The 16,617-nt window shown below is 36.9% G+C and carries 12 protein-coding genes; 8 read left to right on the top strand and 4 right to left on the bottom strand.

All coding sequences use genetic code 11. From position 1 onward, the window contains the following. From B4U84_RS27510 to B4U84_RS27475, 8 genes are all read left to right on the top strand, one after another. On the top strand, positions 1–2,972 hold a 2,972-nt coding region (locus B4U84_RS27510; protein WP_131121324.1), incomplete at its 5' end, for a non-ribosomal peptide synthetase. 178 nt (positions 2,973–3,150) lie between these two features. Continuing rightward, positions 3,151–4,755, top strand: a complete 1,605-nt coding sequence (locus tag B4U84_RS27505) for an MBL fold metallo-hydrolase (protein ID WP_131121302.1) — start codon at positions 3,151–3,153, stop codon at positions 4,753–4,755. 1,192 nt (positions 4,756–5,947) lie between these two features. Then, positions 5,948–6,910, top strand: coding sequence for a class I SAM-dependent methyltransferase (locus B4U84_RS27500; RefSeq protein WP_082068468.1), 963 nt, complete (start codon positions 5,948–5,950; stop codon positions 6,908–6,910). A gap of 105 nt (positions 6,911–7,015) precedes the next feature. Continuing rightward, on the top strand, positions 7,016–7,219 hold the full coding sequence (locus B4U84_RS27495) for a hypothetical protein (RefSeq protein WP_017308567.1): 204 nt from the start codon (positions 7,016–7,018) through the stop codon (positions 7,217–7,219). A gap of 518 nt (positions 7,220–7,737) precedes the next feature. Further along, a complete protein-coding gene (locus B4U84_RS27490; RefSeq protein WP_131121301.1) occupies positions 7,738–9,657 on the top strand; it encodes a non-ribosomal peptide synthetase in 1,920 nt (639 codons plus the stop codon). 311 nt (positions 9,658–9,968) lie between these two features. Continuing rightward, a complete protein-coding gene (locus B4U84_RS27485) occupies positions 9,969–10,961 on the top strand; it encodes a 3-oxoacyl-[acyl-carrier-protein] synthase III C-terminal domain-containing protein (protein ID WP_131121300.1) in 993 nt (330 codons plus the stop codon). A gap of 380 nt (positions 10,962–11,341) precedes the next feature. Beyond that, positions 11,342–12,079 carry a TSUP family transporter gene (locus B4U84_RS27480; RefSeq protein WP_131121299.1) on the top strand — a complete coding sequence of 246 codons (738 nt, stop codon included), beginning with the start codon at positions 11,342–11,344 and terminating at the stop codon, positions 12,077–12,079. 196 nt (positions 12,080–12,275) lie between these two features. Then, the gene (locus tag B4U84_RS27475) at positions 12,276–12,959 is read left to right on the top strand and encodes a hypothetical protein (RefSeq protein WP_131121298.1); all 684 of its coding nucleotides are present in this window, start codon (positions 12,276–12,278) and stop codon (positions 12,957–12,959) included. A 162-nt stretch (positions 12,960–13,121) separates the two neighbouring features. Here the strand turns inward: B4U84_RS27475 and nrtS are convergent, their stop codons facing one another. The 4 genes from nrtS to ntrB form a co-directional block, all read right to left on the bottom strand. Further along, a complete protein-coding gene (nrtS, locus tag B4U84_RS27470) occupies positions 13,122–13,361 on the bottom strand; it encodes a nitrate/nitrite transporter NrtS (protein ID WP_165490371.1) in 240 nt (79 codons plus the stop codon). A gap of 93 nt (positions 13,362–13,454) precedes the next feature. After that, a complete protein-coding gene (locus tag B4U84_RS27465; RefSeq protein WP_131121297.1) occupies positions 13,455–14,762 on the bottom strand; it encodes a CmpA/NrtA family ABC transporter substrate-binding protein in 1,308 nt (435 codons plus the stop codon). A gap of 174 nt (positions 14,763–14,936) precedes the next feature. After that, positions 14,937–15,764: an ABC transporter ATP-binding protein gene (locus B4U84_RS27460; RefSeq protein WP_131121296.1), complete on the bottom strand. Its 828-nt coding sequence runs from the start codon at positions 15,762–15,764 to the stop codon at positions 14,937–14,939. 34 nt (positions 15,765–15,798) lie between these two features. Next, positions 15,799–16,596: a nitrate ABC transporter permease gene (gene ntrB / locus B4U84_RS27455; protein WP_131121295.1), complete on the bottom strand. Its 798-nt coding sequence runs from the start codon at positions 16,594–16,596 to the stop codon at positions 15,799–15,801. Positions 16,597–16,617: the final 21 nt, after the last annotated feature.

Genomic DNA, 16,617 nt, shown 5'->3' with positions numbered 1-16,617 from the left:
TATTCCAGGTAATGTTTGCTCTTCAAAATGCCCCCACCGAGACCTTAGAGTTAACAGGGTTAAGTGTGAATTTATTGCCAATAGAAAGTGCAACAGCGAAGTTTGATATCACCCTATCGATGCAGAACACCACTGATGGGCTGCTGGGGATGTGGGAATACAATACTGACTTGTTTGATGCAAGTACAATAGAGCGGATGATCGGTCATTATGTGACCTTGCTTGAAGCTATTGTGAACAATCCTAGTGAGCATATAGGGCAATTGCCTTTGTTGAGAGAATCTGAGAAACAGCAGTTACTAGTTGAATGGAACAATACTCAAGCAGATTATCGAATAGATAAGTGTATACATGAGTTATTTGAAGACCAGGTAGGGCGTACTCCAGATGCACTGGCGCTTGTGTATGACAATCAACAATTGACCTACCACCAATTGAATAGTCGTGCCAATCAATTAGCRCATTTCTTGCAGTCCTTGGGTGTGGGAGCGGATGTGCTGGTGGGGATATGTGTAGAGCGCTCCTTAGAGATGGTTGTGGCAATACTTGGTATTCTCAAAGCAGGTGGTGCTTATGTGCCTCTTGACCCTGAGTATCCAGCAGACCGCTTGACCTTTATGCTTGAAGATGCTTCTGTGAAGGTATTATTGACACAACAGCGACTGCTTGCAAATTTGCCTACACATCAGGCGCAGGTTGTATGCTTAGATACTGATATTCAGTTAATTTCTAAGTTTTGCCAGGATAATGCGATCGCCACTGTACAAGCAACTAACTTGGCTTATGTAATTTATACGAGCGGTTCTACAGGTCAGCCCAAGGGAGTGATGCTTTCTCACCGCAGCCTTTGTAACCATATGTTCTGGATGCAAGCAACATTCCCCTTGACTGAAAAAGACAAAGTCCTACAAAAAACTCCCTTTAGCTTTGATGCTTCAGTTTGGGAATTCTACGCTCCTTTGTTAGTAGGTGGACAATTGGTATTGGCTCAACCAGGAGGTCATGCTGATCCTGCTTACCTATTAAAGGTAATTGCCCAACAGCAGGTAACAACTGTTCAATTTGTACCATCTTTGCTACAAATACTCGTAGAACAAAGAGGAATTGAAACTTGTTATTCGCTTAAACAAATCTTCTGCGGAGGGGAAGCCTTACCTATTACTCTGCAAGAGAAGTTGTTCAGCAACCTCAATGTGAATTTGCACAATATCTATGGACCAACAGAAGCTTGTATTGATGCAACGTTCTGGACTTGCAACCAAGGAACTGAGCGACAATTTGTCCCCATCGGTCGCCCAATAACCAACGCTCAAATCTACATCTTGGACGAGTATCTGCAACCAGTACCTGTGGGTGTACCAGGAGAACTACACATCGGTGGTGCGGGGTTAGCAAGAGGGTACCTAAACCGCCCAGAGTTAACACAAGAAAAATTCATCCCTAACCCATTTTCTAAGGAAACAGAGAGTAGATTATATAAAACGGGGGATTTAGCACGCTATTTAGAGGATGGCAATATAGAATACCTGGGGCGCATCGACAACCAGGTAAAAATACGAGGATTCCGCATCGAATTGGGCGAAATCGAAGCCGTACTGAGCCAATATCCGCATGTGCAAGCCAATTGCGTCATCGCGCGCTCAGACACCGCAACAGACCAACGTCTAATCGCTTACATCGTAGCGCAGGCAGAGCAGACACCGACAACTAGAGAACTACGGCAATTCCTGAAATCGAAGCTACCAGACTACATGGTACCAAGTGCATTTGTCATCCTGGAATCGTTACCGCTAACTCCGAGCGGCAAAATAGACCGTCGGGCCCTACCCATACCTTCTCAACGCACTCCTTTAGACACATTTGTTTCACCACGTAACCAATTAGAACTGCAATTAGTCCAAATTTGGTCAAAAATCCTCAAGCTTGACAATGTGGGAGTAAAAGATAACTTTTTTGATCTCGGTGGTCATTCCCTCTTAGCTCCCTATCTAATTGCTCAAATTAAACAGCATTTTGGTAAAGATATTCCCTTAGCCACTATTTTCCAACATCCAACAATTGAAGAGTTGGCGATTATCGTGCAAAAAGATACAGACGGTTCTGATGGATCAGCCTTAGTTGCAATTCAGACCAACGGTTCCAATCCACCTTTGTTCTGTCTTCCCGGTGCTGGTGGCTTTCCGTTCTACTTGTATAACTTAGGCCGTTGTCTCGGTACAGACCAACCCTTCTACACTTTCCAAGCCCAACATCGAAATGGAGAATTAGCCCCAATCAGAAAAGTTGAGGAGATAGCAGCCCACTACATTCAAGCAATACAGACTGTGCAGCCCACTGGACCATATTTTTTAGCCGGACATTCTTTTGGTGGCAAACTGGTGTATGAAATGGCACAACAGTTACTACGTCAGGGACAAACAGTGGCTCTAGTTGCCATTCTTGATACCACAGCACCACTTCCTCAGGTCAAGCAAGAAGAATGGGACGATACTAGATGGCTGATTGAATTTGCTAATGTTCTAAAAATTGTCTTTGCAAGGGACTTGGATATAGATGCTGCTCCGATTGCACTCTTAGCTCCGAGCGAGCAATTTAAATATGTTTTAGAGTACTTGAAAATGATTGACATTCTGCCTCCCGATGCTGATACCATCTATTTAAATCACTTGTTGCAGGCTTACAAGGCTGACGTTAACGCCGAGTATGTACCACAACAGATCCATCCGCTGCCAATTACTCTGTTTCGCGCCAGCGAGTCTAGTTTACAAGAGCAGACTGTTATAGAGTCGAAGCTTTTACAAGATTCAGCTTGGGGGTGGAGTGCCTTTTCTAGCAAAGCAGTGGATATCCAGTTTGTTCCTGGCAACCATATTACGATGATGACTGTACCCCACGTTCAAGTTTTAGCAGAGCGTTTGAAGGCTTGCATTCAACAGGCACATAACAGTACTGCTGATGATGCCATAACTTAAAGCGTAAGTTTGTCGCCATACTTATAACTTTTGTAAAGTTATAAAAGTTATAAGTATCTTAAAGTGTGCTTCTGACCTCACTATACCAGTAACAACTTCAGGCTAAAAACTTTACGGCTAAGTACCTTAGAAGTATCTCAAATATTGTGATCTATTTGACATTAAGTAGGAAAGCTTTATGACTCAACAAAATCTCTACCTCAGGCAAAATGTTCTAGTAGAACCGCTCTTCAATCAATGGTATGCCTGGTCTTATCTCATTGCTCCCACAACAGCAGCTATGTATGTGGAAAACGTACATTTAAACATTCTTCGCTCTTTCATTGCAGCACCACAAATCCACATCCATGCACAAAAAGACCCGGCTACCCGGGGTGGTCCCTTCATTCATTATCCTCTGGAACGTATAGGTGATATCAAGGACTTGTTAGAGAAAACTCTTCAAGAAAATGAGCTTCTGCTACAGTTTGCTTCTGCCCTCAAGACCTTTGATGAAAAACTTCAAACTGAAGCTGTTGGATATTCCCTAGAAGCGCTTTACCAAGAGATGCCAGAGCTTTTGCAAGGTTATGTCGAATTGGTGTACGATCTGCATAATCATCCGTCCATACGCTTCTTTGAAGGACTACTTTATAAAAGCCCCTATTACAAACCTTCCGCCCAAAGCATCGCCCTTTCTTTAATTGACAATGATGACCGGGCCTTTATTCTGTCAACACCTCGGCTTTATGAATCCAACTACCTCAACCTGCATATTCCTTTTTCCCATAAAGGAATTGATGAGTTGTTTAAGATGAAAACATTCCCTAAACCGCTGAACTATATTAAAGAACAGTTAAATTTCTTGGACAATGATAAAGATGAGCTTTTCTACTCATTCTTTACGGAGGAACCTCCACAGCCCAGCCAGAATTACCAAGATAAAGATGTACGCATTCGTTACTATGGCCATGCTTGCCTTCTTATAGAAACTTCAAACACCTCTATTCTGATAGATCCGTTAATTAGCTATAAATATGATGATCGGGGTATTCCTCGCTACACGTTTGCAGATTTACCAGAAAAGATTGATTATGTCCTGATTACGCATAACCATCAGGATCATATCCTGTTTGAGGTACTATTACAATTGCGGTATAAGATTGGAACTATTGTTGTTCCAAAGAACAGCGGTGGAGTACTAGTAGATCCTTCCTTGAAACTAGTGTTAAAGCATACTGGTTTCAAGAATGTGATTGAAATGGATGAGATGGAAGAGATAGAAGTTGCTGACGGAATACTTACTGGACTTCCCTTTCTTGGCGAACATTCAGATCTGAATATCCGCACAAAGCTGGCACATCTGATTCATCTGAAAGGCCACTCTATTCTCTGTGTAGCGGATTCTAATAACTTGCAACCGAAGCTATACGACCACCTTCGGGAATTGGTAGGAAAATTAGATGTGTTGTTTATTGGGATGGAGTGTGATGGAGCTCCTCTATCGTGGCTGTATGGCCCATTGTTAACCAAGCCAATTCCTCGAGAGATGGATCAATCCCGTAGGCTCGACGGCTCCAACTTTGAACGAGCCTTAGACATGGTTGAGCGTTTTGCTCCTGATCAGGTTTATGTCTATGCCATGGGGCAAGAACCTTGGATGAATCATCTGACCGATATTGCAAATAGAGAGGCCTCACAACCGATTATTGTTGAGTCCAATAAACTTATTGAAGAGTGCGATCGCCGGGGGATCGTTAGTGAGCGGTTATTCGGGCAAAAGGAGATTATTTTGTCAGTCTAACCATGCTGCTTAAAACCCAAAATGCTTAGGTTGCATAGTGCAAACTGTTAGAGATAGTCTTGGTTTCATTGCCTTTAAAATGTTTCAACAATTAAAGACAATCCCATTTCTTCTGGATACTTCGCCAAAATCTTCCGAATCCCTCAATCAGTATATTTGGGTTTCTACGATCACTGAACAGGTAGATAGCTTGTTCTCAATGCATCCAGTTAACATGGCGAACTTGAATATGAGTTAGTTTTTGAATACGACGTAGTTTATAACCCTTTTATGTCACTTTTGGAAAACAATAATCATAGCAAAGCGCTAAAAATTTTATCCAATCAAGTTTTGAGCTTTTCTTTTCTAGTAGAAACTAAAAATTAAAGCTTAAGACTGAAAAATTTTCAATATCACAGTGTCAGTTGTCAAAAGTCAATAGTCCAGAGTCAAAGACTAGCTTGGACTTTGGACTGTTGACCGAACAATTTTAGATTTTAGATTTTTGATTAAAATGAAAATCTGAAATCTAAAATAAATGGTTTCAAGCCTCTTTTTTAAAGAAGAGGTTAATCTAAAATCCAAAATCCAAAATCGAGTGACCCTGCACAGCCCTAACGCAAGAATATTTAATCTAAGCGCACATCAGCTTATCAATTTTTATAACTAAAAGTTTTATAATTCAGCATAAATCAGGTTAAATATTATTTAATATATCTTGATCATCCTGAATTTTTAGTTGAATTTATAAGTAATTTTAAGTTTTTTATGGTCTAAAAACTTAAACATTCAAATCTAGCTAATCCAAATATTTTATTTTTCACTAGTGATGAATTATGATGGAATTATACTTTATAAACTGCTTATTATGAATAAAAAAATAAACTAGTTGACATTCATCAAGATATGGGTTTTAATGCTAACTGAAGAGTAAAAAATGGGAAATTACCATACAAAATCTATACTGTCCCAAACAATAATAGTATAGTCTTAATCCAAAATCTTTGATCAAACTGCAAGTTTGAAAGAGGAAACTCTCAAAAAAGATTTGCACTCTGGCGGCAAGGCATATTCCTTACTCAAATTAGAAGCAAACTCATTGGCAACACAGAGATTGCTCAGGAGACCACCTGTTAGACGGAAGGTACAAGAATTAATTGTAGAGACTAAGGTTTTGCTATCAAAATAAACTTTTACCAGGAAGTAACGAAATATGTTTCAAAAGACTCAAGAAAAAGATTCAACATTACTCAATGAGTATATTAGCAATTCCTTAAATAACATTGTTACCGAGGAAGAACTTCTGGAATTGCAAGAGTCTTCGATACTGATGGAAGAATGGTCAGATGGAATGTGTGAAGGCAAGTCAAGCGGAGGAATGGAAGAGTGGGGGAGAAAGGAAAAACCGAAATTGTTGAGCGAGGATAATTCATGTGGATGGTATCATGGTACTTGGCAGTATCTTCAACTCTTAAACATGGTTGCGATCCCACGCTGGTATCCTTTCTACCAAGAAGCTCTATGTAATGTATTTTCAAAAAATAGAACTGCTAGAGTAATGATATCTGCCGCGGCTGATTATGGTATGATCCGGACCGTTTATGACGCGATGAAGGCATCAAATGCACAACCTGAATTAGTTCTTTATGATATTTGCCAAACTCCTCTTCAATCAGCTCGTTGGTATGCCAAGAAACATGGTTTTTCGCTTTCAACACATCATACAAATATTCTCACTGCGGACATTGAACCTGCATCGTTCGATTTGGTAGTGACTGATGAATTTCTCACAGTCTTAAATGCAGAATCAAAGTGTCCGGCGGTATCTGTTTGGAAGAAGGTACTTAAGCCAGGCGGTAGTCTTGTGACAACTGCAATGATTGGTGAGCCGACAACTGAAGAACAAAGAAGAGCATATGCTGACCGCGCACGCAAATTGTTTGAAAAATATGGTTCACTGCTATTTCCAAATCATTTCTCATCACAGGAGAAGACAAATGTTCTAATGGAGCGCTTTGAGAGATTTGCATCTCTGCATACCCGGCACATGATTCCTGATAAAGCCCATCTATTAAACTTGCTTGAAGGATTCACAAATATTGTTGCAACAACAGTTGAAACGCCGGGTGAATGTGTGAATCCGACTTTTTCCTTTCAAATTACTGCCGAAGCATAGTGTCAATAGACATCTAAAGAACCTGTTTTACTAACTCAGATCTTGCACCTCTACGTACAACCTCAGATAAAGTAAAAATATGCGCGATAAAGCTACCTCATTTTTATGGGCTTTTATCAACAAATCAAGGTTTTCACTTTTTTACTGAGTAATGAAATTACATCAATTTTTATTGGTGCAAGATGTGATCTCACAGAACTGATAGATGAATGGCACAGTAAAAACTCTAATGAAATCTGGGGGCTTGTACCGTTAATTGGAATGATTGGTCAATCGATTTTGGATTTTAGATTTGCGATTTTAGATTGACTCCAATTACTCCTTGGGTGCAGGGCTTGAAGATTTTAAATTGACGATTTTAGATTTGTTCCGCCTTAACATGGCGGGGCTATTTCCTAAAAAATAATCTAAAATCCACGCATCCAAAATCTAAAATTTGGATGATCAAGGAATATAGATCAAATCGTTCTTACAATAACAATTCTAGGAATCTGTAGATTGTCTAAGAATTGTAGAAAATGATCTTAAATAGAAAAACATTAGACATCTCCAAAAAAATACAAAAGCCTTATATAGCCAGAGTCGATATCCCATCTCTGGAGATGTCTATTACATACAAAGCTTTTAATAAGTTTTATCAGCTAAACAGATCAGAAACTTATTTGAGAAAACGAGAAACTATTTAAGTTTTTACACATCTAATTTGCATATTTAATTTTCATCAAAGTCTTGTTTAGTAGACCGGACAAGCCTTCTAGTTTATGTAAATTAAATGTAGAACAGCTTACTATTACATATATTTTGACAATTAAAAATGGAGTTCAATCATGAGCAATTTACTTAAAGATTTATCTTCACAAGAACAAGAATATTTTCAAATCTTAGCGAAATTGAATAATACTGAGACTGAATACCCTAATAAATGTGCTCATGAACTATTTGAGTCACAAGTGGAACGTACTCCAGATTCAATAGCAATTGTCTTTGGGAATGAGAAGTTGACTTACCGACAGCTTAACGAGCGAGCGAATCAACTTGCACACTTCCTGAAGCAGATAGGTGTGAGTTCAGATATACCAGTTGGACTATTTATCAATCGCTCTGTTGAAATGGTCATTGGCTTGCTAGGTATACTTAAGTCTGGAGCAGCCTATTTGCCATATGATCCAACATACCCGAATGATCGTTTAGCACAGATGTTTAAAGAAGTTCCTGTCAGCGTTCTGTTGACTCAGGAACGTCTTGTAAATCAGTTACCAGATTGTGACGCGAAAATCATTTGTCTAGATGCAAGTTGGGAACAGTTTGCAGGAGAATGCAGTGAAAATCTTACAGATACTCATACTACTCTAGACAGTCTTGCATATGCAGTCTTTACTTCTGGTTCTACAGGTAAGCCAAAAGCCACAGCAGTTTACCATCGCGGTTGGACTAATTTATTGAATTGGTTTGTTCAAGAATTTCAAATTAACTCAGATGACAAGGTACTTGTTATTAGTTCTTTCAGTTTTGATATAACTCAAAGAAGTATTATGATGCCACTAGTATGTGGAGGAGAATTACATATATTAGCATCAGACTATTTTGATCAAACTCTGACTTTGGAAACCATTTGCAGATCACAAATTACTCTAATTAATTGTGCACCTAGTTCTTTCTATGCATTAGTCGAAATGCATAATGACAAAACTTTTAAACAACTAATGTCTTTAAGAAAAGTTTTTCTAGGAGGCGAACCTATTTCTGCCTCAAGGCTTAAAAACTGTATTTCTTGCGATTTTTTTAATGCAGAATTTATTAATGTTTATGGAGTAGCAGAATGTTCAGATGTATCCACATTTTACAGACTATCTAATTTTAAAGAATACATCTCGTCATCAGTCCCTGTTGGTAAGCCTATTTTTAACACAAAAATTTATTTGATCGACGAGAATCTAAATCCTGTTCCTTTTGGTGAGATTGGTGAATTGTGTATAGCTGGAGATGGAATAGGACAGGGATATATTAATGATCCAATTTTAACGAAAGAGAAATTTATATTTGGTCAATTTAATTCTAATTCAAATGTACAGATCTATAAAACGGGGGATCTGGCTCGTTATCGGTCAGATGGTAATTTAGAATATTCTGGACGACTTGATCATCAGGTAAAAATACGTGGTCAACGTATTGAACTTGGAGAAATTGAAACCTCACTTCGTCAACACACAGAAGTAAAGGAAGCTGTAGTAATAGTTGAAGAGATTGTGCCTGGAGATCAGCGCTTAATAGCTTACATAGTTCGTGGTAATTTACTTGCAAACACAGAAGATACAGATGATAAAATTATAGACATTTTACGCCAGCATTTAACTGATAAAATACCTCATTATATGATTCCCAATGAATTCATTTTTATTAGTAAAATGCCTTTAAATCCTAATGGCAAAATAGACAGAAAAATACTAAAAACTTTTAAAAATAACACTAATAAAAATAATGATCAAAATCCTACTGAAAATCCAAAAACAACTTTTGAAATTGCAATTGCAGCCTTTTTTATAGAAGCATTAAAATTGAATGAAGTCGATTTTGAAGAAGACTTTTTTAAAATGGGAGGACACTCACTATTGGCTGCTCAAATATTATTAAGAATCAGAGAGGCTTTTGGTGTAGATTTCAGTTTGTCTGTGTTTCTTTCATCAGAAAAAATTACCATAAAAAGTTTAGCAAATCTTGTAATGGAAGCTAAACTTAGACAGAAATAATTGCAATTGCCCAGATATTTAGAACAAGAAATAGTCTTGTTTACTATACTGAACTACACTCTGGGCGCGCTTTTAGGAGGTACAAAAATAAGTAAGTCGGCGCGAATAAACATTACTATGTTATGAAAAGAAAGCATGTATTGTATGAAATTTATCATTAATAAATGATAAATTACGACCTCAACTAGTTAGCTTTATTTGTGCCGACTTAACTTAAATAATTTAGAATTTAGATCGGTGCATTTTGATTTTTATCTCATCTTTCAACTTTAAAAGTTAATAGTGAAAACGCTCTCTAAGTAAGAATATAAATGAAAATGATCTCCCCAGGAATTAGTTACTCTGACTACTACATTAGTGAACAATCGGTTCCTATTGAAGAACTTATCAGCAATTTGTCTGAATCTAAGCTACCTCATGGGTTTAATCGCAAGCAGTTTACCGAGATGTTGGTTCAAACTCTGGGAGTAGAGTTTGTTTACATTGATGAGCGAAAAAATGAGTTATTACGTTTTTATCAATTACTAGAAAAGTACTTCTTACAATCCAATTCACAACCTGAAGAAATAGATGTCTTAATATATGCTGCTGGTGATTCTATTGCATCCGGACATTCATGGGCTGATGATGAGAGTGAATGCATTAATATTCCATACTTTGTAAAAGATGAGTTCAAATTGGATAATGCGTTGCTGTTTAATGTTGCAGTTGAGTGTGCTAGCACATTGATGGCTATGCGAATAGCTCTCTCCATGCTAAGAGATAAATCAGCTCGGAAGATTTTAATTTTATCAAGAAATTTTTACACCAATGACAGACGATTAAGCATAATGGAAAAAGGTACACTAGTAAGTGATGGTGTTGGAATTATAGAGCTTTCGGCAGATCAAACTAATTGTTCGATAATTGATTTTGTAAGTATAGAAGATAGTCGTATTAATAAATTTTCTGACTTTGTTAGAAAACCACAATTAGTTATAGAGCAAGGAGCAAATGTCATCAAAACTTTAGTAGAAAGAAATTCAATTGCACTCGATGATATCAGTATGATTATACCCCAAAATACAACGCGTTTCGCTTGGCAAAGATATTGTAATATTCTTAAAATTCCAACGAGTAAAGTTTTTCTTGATAATATTTCTGATTATGGACATGTGGGTGATGTTGATACTATTCGTAATTTAACAGATGTCTGGAGGAGAGGAAAAGGATTTCTCAATGTTGGCGATTTCGTAATTCTCTACACAATAGGTACAGGAACTACTTGGGCTGCGATGCTTATTCAAAAGACAGAAAATTTATAATCCACATTCTGTACTTCATTTTGTAGTACTAAGTAGTTGTAATAAATAGCAAACATATTTTCAGTCTTATTCAGATGAACCACCAGATCATTGTTTCTTGTGTAGCGTCGTAGCTCTGCTATGTTTTATGTTTTTATATATGTACGCTCTTAAAGACTTTAGCGACCCTTTATCACTTACCGTTACTAAAAGTTCTCACTATATTGCATAGTTTGGAATATCATATTAGGGATAATTAGTTAAAACTTTGCTTAAGTTGATAATAAAGATGTATTTGTTGAATTCAAAAGAGTAAGCTTTAATTTCTCATTTTTTTCAATACATGAATGTTCAGAATAATTAATTGTTTAATTTTAACTATTTAATTGGGTAGAGATTGTATGTTATCTATATTTGTAGTTCTATTTTTTTCCATATTTCATTCTTTATTTGGAATGGGGTTGCTACTTTTTGGTACACCAACTTTGCTATTATTTGGATTTCCATATGAGCAAATATTAGTAATTCTTTTGCCTTCGTCAATCACTATTAATTTATTTCAATTATATCATAACAGACAAAATATTAGCCATAAAACCGTATATAGTTTTATGCTATTTTGTTTGCCTTTTGTGATTATATGTATGAGTTTGTATATGTATACAAAAGTAAAACTAAATCTCGAAATAGCTGTTTCATTTGTTTTGTTTTTTTCTCTTTTAATCCGAATAATACCTACACTAAAAAAATGGATGCAACAGATTATTTATAAATTTCAAAAACCTTTTTTAATTATTATGGGAGTCATACATGGTTTTACTAATTTAGGGGGAGCGCTACTTTCAGTATTTGCTAGTAGTCAGCATACTAGAAAAGAAGATATTATTGCTTGTATATCATTTTGTTACGTAATTTTTGCTACTTTCCAAATTGGATTACTTTTAGTATTTAAACCTTATCTTTTTAATTATAAGACTTTGCTTTTTTGTTTAATTTCTGCTTCGGTATATTTAACTTTTGGAAAAGTTATATTTGCAAGCGCTTCACAATATTTTTATGAAAGATTATTTTCTATATTTATTTTTATTTATTCTGTTTTATTGTTTTTAAAAGGCTTGAAAATAATTTCTTACAATTAATAAAAATTCACAAATATGTTCTTTAGTAGGTTCTTTAAAGATACAAAAATTTGTAGAAATAATTTTGATATAATACTTTATACACCTGGAGTACGTTTAAATTTTTTATATATCCTCTTAAGCAACGGTTGCTCTATATGAGCTAATCTTGAAATTTTTACTTTGAATAAATTTACAATTCCTCTATATAGACATTATGTCAAACTTCAATAAAATTCCTAGCCAATTCCAAATTTTCTCAGCTTATCCAAGTCTACGAATCAGAATTATTACTCAAATATCGCAAAAGATACTTTTCTTAATTTTCTCACTACCGTCCTTTGTTTTTTTTGCTGGACATTGCTTGATTCTGCTTTCTGGCTTAAACCAGATATTAAATCTTCACTTTTGGCAAGCATTTCAAACTTTCAGTTATAACACTAAAAATCCTTGTTTTGTGCTTGTATTTGTATTGGGTTTCTTTGTTTTTGCGATCGCAACTTTATTTGGATTATGGTGGATTTTAGGTATAACTGAACTTCACGCCAATTATGAATCGTTAAAAATTATCTATGGATTATTAGGTACATCTTATGAGATTTCTATATTAGCTAGCAATATTAAATATTTTAATCAATATTGCCATAGATGTGATGAACTCAATTCATGGAATTTAGAAATTGTTACTAACCAAATACGTTCTCATAAAAATCTGTTATTTCTAGTCTGGATTTTCCAAAATTGGATTTCAGCAAATACATTAACTCCTATGAATTTTAAAACGATCTATATCTGTTCTTATACAAACCCTAATCCAAGTGACTGGTTAGGTAAAGTACTTGCAGACTTTTACAAAGTCGAATTTCGGTCAGTTTTTCAAATTATGCAAGTAAGAGCTTGATTATCCAGGCAGGGCATGGTACAGTCTCGTTCAACCGCATCAATAGTAAAATTTGTAGACAAATAGGGCAGAAAGAGGAAACTACAGCACACAACGTGTAAAATTTAGCTCTAATTGTGCTAGTTTAGTTTTTGTTACATACTTAGAAATTTTCCCGCCCACCTACTTACGTTCTTTTCTACCAATATATTGACCATGAATACTGACCATATAAGGAACAATGTAAGTCAAAGTTCCAGAAATCCAACGCTCAGATGTCATCTGATTAGTTAACAATGCCCAACCATGATTGATCGTAAATAGGAGAGTTCCTATAAATAAAGCTACCTTAAAAGCAGTTGGCATCAACTGGCGCTCAAATAAGCTAGATAGATATTTTCCTACAATGTTCTTATGCCTCATTTTGCAGCTTTCCTTAAAGTAGTTATTAGCAGCAATAGAATATATTAAGAATTATGTATTTAATTGAGATCATATTGTGTTAAGAAAAATCAATTAGATTTTTCTGATGATAGGAGCCTTTAAATAAGCTTGAGGATTTTTAGGATCAAATTCCAAACCATTAAAAAATTTCTCCACACCTCTTGATGTACTCGGTGGAATCATTTTCTCCTGACCGATGAATTTTGCTGCTTCTCGCCACAAATCTTCGCGATTTACAGCCTCAATTAAAGGTTTAGTTTCAAATTCTGGTGAGCGATACCCCCAGCGCATATCTTCAATCAAAAACCACAAATCATGACTTTTGTAAGGATAAGAAGCATTTTCACGCCAGAATTTAATAGCATGAGGACTATTTTCTACTACACGCCCATTTCCATAATCAAATTTGCCTAACAAGCGATCGCGCAGAAAATCACTTGTTACTCCCATCCACTGTCGCTGTGACAGAATCTGAAACATTTCTTCTTTATTTTCTGGCTTATCACACCAAATTTGAGCTTCCAAAACTGCTGCTAGAAGTGCTTTAGCCGCCTTGGGATGCTTATCTACCCAATCACTACGCATTGCAAGTGCTTTTTCTGGGTGATTATTCCACAACTCGCCACTAGTTACAGCTGAGTATCCAAGCCTCTTTTTGATTAAACGATGATGCCAGGGATCGACCACACAAAAGCCTTCCATCGTACCGCCTCGCATATTAGCTACCATTTGCGGTGGTGGTACTACAATCAAAGATGCATCTCGTTCTGGGTCGATACCAGCATAAGCTAGCCACCAGCGCATGAAAAAATCCCCTGTTACCCGTCGATAGGGAATAGCAAACCGGGAAATTTCTCCATGTAAAGCCTTCTGAGCCAAAACAGATTTGAGCGCAAAGCCGTCTAAACCCAGGTTTAAATTTTTATAGGTATTAGCAAGTGAAATCCCCTGTCCATTCACATTTAGGCGAGCCAAGATATACATGGGAATTTTACGACCATAACTAATCTCCCCCGTCGCAATCAGATATGCCATAGGAAAGAGCAGATGAGCGCCATCTAAGCCACCACCAGCTGAACCTAACATCAGTTTGTCCCGTTGAACAGCCCAAGAAGGCTGTTTTAGAACCTGGATATCAGGCATACCATACTTAGCAAAAAAGCCCTTAGCTTTGGCAATGATTAAAGGACAACAACTGGTTACAGGGACGAAGCCCAGTGTCGCTTTTGTCACCTCAGGACTATTGCTATAACCAGCATACACACCTGAATTTAACTGGCTGGTAGTGGAGCCAGAGGTAGCACGATGGGTTATGGTTTGAGTCAGCAGGGCTGCTGCACTTGTTGTTACTAAAAATTTGCGTCTGGAAAACTTTGTCATATCGATTCACCTGTTGAAAGTGAATAAAATAACTGCAATACATTTATTTGGTTTGTCAAAGAGACTTCGACGGATTCAATAAAAAACCGCAGAGAACTCAGAGGAAGCAGAGAAAGAAAAGTAAAGAATGAGTTTTAAAATTGATTTACCCATCAAAGTTTGTGTAGAGAGAGATTAAACTGGGTCGGACAAAATTTTGACAATTTCGCTTTTGATATACTTGACTTGCTGTTGTTTATGCAGAAATTGCATGAGTTCATGGCGAAGTGCATGATATTTGGTGCTATCCATAATCTCCGTCGGGTATCGAGGATGGGGAAAAGACACTTCCAAAACTTGATCAATAGTTGCGCCGGGGCCATTTTTTAACATCACGATGCGATTAGAAAGCAATAGGGCCTCATCCACATCATGAGTAACCATTATGGCAGTGATATTGTTTGCATTACAGATATACATTAACTCAGTTTGCAGATTACTACGGGTGAGTGCATCCAAAGCTCCAAACGGTTCATCCAACAATAGCAGCTTGGGCTTAATAGCTAAAGCACGCGCCAGCGCCACTCGTTGCTTCATTCCTCCAGAAAGTTGTGTCGGTTTTTTATGAATAGCATCTTTGAGTCCAACCATTTCCAAGGTATGGGTAATTAACTGATGGCGTTCTTTCTTGGATTTGTGGCGCATTACTTTATTCACAGCTAAGGCTACATTGTCCCAAGTCGTTAACCAAGGTAAGAGGGAATAGTTCTGAAATACCATCATTCGATCCGAACCAGGTCTACGTACCAGTTGACCATCAACTTGTACATAACCTTGTGTTGGTTTATCCAATCCAGCCACAATATTGAGTAAGGTAGACTTGCCACAACCAGAATGACCAATCAAGGAAACAAATTCTCTTGGTTTGATGTCCAAATTGATGTTTTTGAGGACAGGATTTTTGCTACCATCGGATAGTTTAAATTCCTTTTCTATCCCTCTAATTTCAACAAAACTAGACATAGTTTCTTTTCCTTATATATTCCGTATTGAAAGCTTACTCTTGTGGAGTTAATTTGAACGATAGATAAGCCATTATCTTGTCTAGAACCAAACCAACTGTACCTAAGTAAATAATTGCCAAGATGAGTTCACTAATGTTTGAGTTGTTGTAGGCGTCTATGATGAAAAAGCCTATTCCATCGTAAGCCAGCAGCATCTCTGCTGCAACAACAGCTAACCAAGATAGACCAAGTGCAATCCTTAATCCTGTAAAAATGTAGGGAAGTGTCGCAGGTAATAGAATTTTGAAAAAGTTCTCGAAAACTGTGAGTCCTAAAATTTTGGAGACATTGGTGTAATCTTTGGGAATGAGCTGTACACCCAAAGCAGTATTGAGGATAATTGGCCAAATTGCCGTAATAAAAATTACAAAGATAGCTGAAGGATCTGGTTTCAAAAAGATAGCCTGAGCAAGAGGTAGCCAAGCTAAAGGTGCGACCGGACGCAGCAGTTGAATTATCGGGTCAATTGCTTCTCTAATAAATTTGTTCAAACTAATAATAAAACCAATAGAAATACCTACAATTGCAGCTAGGGAGTAGCCAAACATCACTCGTTCCAGACTAGCAAGAATCAGCCAGAAAAATCCTTTGTTATTACCTCCCTTGTTAAAAAAGGGATCGATAATTAAACCCCAAGTATCAGTTGTCACTTGAAATGGAGAAGGTAGTGATGTTTCAGGATTTAAGCTGAGTAAATGCCATATAATCAACATGGCTGCTATACCAAAAACAGGTGCAATAATTGACTTAATCTGCCTATGGCAAATTAAGTTTTTAGTGTTTATAAACATTGAAGGTTATCCTTTCACTTA

Source organism: Westiellopsis prolifica IICB1 (assembly GCF_004323185.1).
GTDB lineage: Bacteria > Cyanobacteriota > Cyanobacteriia > Cyanobacteriales > Nostocaceae > Pelatocladus > Pelatocladus prolificus_A.
This window is presented reverse-complemented; position numbering and strand designations above follow the sequence as displayed.

Coding starts and splice junctions, on each gene's coding strand:
- B4U84_RS27505 (WP_131121302.1), top strand. CDS start 3,151: ATGACTCAACAAAATCTCTACCTCAGGCAAAATGTTCTAGTAGAACCG.
- B4U84_RS27500 (WP_082068468.1), top strand. CDS start 5,948: ATGTTTCAAAAGACTCAAGAAAAAGATTCAACATTACTCAATGAGTAT.
- B4U84_RS27495 (WP_017308567.1), top strand. CDS start 7,016: ATGGGCTTTTATCAACAAATCAAGGTTTTCACTTTTTTACTGAGTAAT.
- B4U84_RS27490 (WP_131121301.1), top strand. CDS start 7,738: ATGAGCAATTTACTTAAAGATTTATCTTCACAAGAACAAGAATATTTT.
- B4U84_RS27485 (WP_131121300.1), top strand. CDS start 9,969: ATGAAAATGATCTCCCCAGGAATTAGTTACTCTGACTACTACATTAGT.
- B4U84_RS27480 (WP_131121299.1), top strand. CDS start 11,342: ATGTTATCTATATTTGTAGTTCTATTTTTTTCCATATTTCATTCTTTA.
- B4U84_RS27475 (WP_131121298.1), top strand. CDS start 12,276: ATGTCAAACTTCAATAAAATTCCTAGCCAATTCCAAATTTTCTCAGCT.
- nrtS (WP_165490371.1), bottom strand. CDS start 13,361: ATGAGGCATAAGAACATTGTAGGAAAATATCTATCTAGCTTATTTGAG.
- B4U84_RS27465 (WP_131121297.1), bottom strand. CDS start 14,762: ATGACAAAGTTTTCCAGACGCAAATTTTTAGTAACAACAAGTGCAGCA.
- B4U84_RS27460 (WP_131121296.1), bottom strand. CDS start 15,764: ATGTCTAGTTTTGTTGAAATTAGAGGGATAGAAAAGGAATTTAAACTA.
- ntrB (WP_131121295.1), bottom strand. CDS start 16,596: ATGTTTATAAACACTAAAAACTTAATTTGCCATAGGCAGATTAAGTCA.